1 pseudogene is annotated in these 1,101 nt (G+C 69.6%); it reads left to right on the forward strand.

The window, feature by feature from the left end:
- Window positions 1–1,101: pseudogene (locus EOC93_RS35510) on the forward strand (autotransporter outer membrane beta-barrel domain-containing protein); the annotation flags it as partial.

Consider the following 1,101-nt stretch of genomic DNA (forward strand, 5'->3'; position numbering starts at 1 on the left):
ACGCGACCTATAATGGGTCCGTGGAAACGTGGGAGCAGCGCTCGGCCGGCATCATCGTGCAGTCGATCGGTGGTGGTGGCGGTAATGGCGGCGGCGTCATCGGCGTCGGCCTCGGCCTCACAGTCGGCATCGGCGGCAATGGCGCCGGCGGTGGCGATGCCAATGCTGCGGAATACAGATCCGCGACAACCACGATCACCACTCATCAGGCCGATTCGGCAGGCCTTGTCGTGCAGTCGATCGGCGGCGGCGGCGGCAATGGCGGCTTTTCCTTCAATCTGTCGGCGGGCGCGGCGGTCGGCGTAGGCGGCCAGGGCGGCGCGGCCGGCGAAGCCGGCACGGTCAGGGTCACTGTCGACAGCGGCTCCATCCACACGATCGAGGACCGTTCGACCGGCATCATCGCCCAGTCGGTCGGCGGTGGCGGCGGCACTGGCGGCGGCAGTGTCGCCGGCAGCTTTGCCCTTAATGTCAGCATAGCCGGCAAGGGCGCCGGCGGCGGTGGCGGCAAGACGGTCGACGTGACCAATGGCGCCAGGATCGCCACCGAGGGCGTGCAGTCGCATGCGATCCTGGCGCAGTCGGTCGGCGGCGGCGGTGGATCGGGTGGCTTCTCGATCGCCATTGGTGGTCCGTCGCTGGCCATCGGCGGTGCCGGCGCTGCCGGCGGCTCGAGCCAGAAGGTCACAGTTCGCAACACGGGAGAACTTTCCACCGCAGACGACCTCTCGGTTGGCTTGCTGGCGCAGTCGATCGGCGGCGGCGGCGGCGACGGCGGTTTTGCCGGGGCAGGCGGCCTGTTCCCCGCGATTGGTGTCGGCGGCCATGGCGGCGGCGGCGGTAATGGCGGCGAGGTCGAAGTCATCAGCAACGCCAGGATCACCACCACAGGCGACCTGTCGCACGGCATTCTCGCCCAGTCAGTCGGCGGTGGCGGTGGCAATGGCGGCAGCGCTGGAGCGGTGTCCGTCGGCGCCTTTGTCGGCGTCGGCGTGGCGGTCGGCGGCGACGGCGGCGTTGGCAGGGACGCGATGGCGGTCAACGTCACGCATGCCGGCGACATCACGGTCAGCGGCGCGGAATCCAAGGCTATTCTAGCAC

Origin of the sequence: Mesorhizobium sp. M6A.T.Ce.TU.002.03.1.1 (assembly GCF_003997275.1) — a bacterium.
GTDB lineage: Bacteria > Pseudomonadota > Alphaproteobacteria > Rhizobiales > Rhizobiaceae > Mesorhizobium > Mesorhizobium mediterraneum.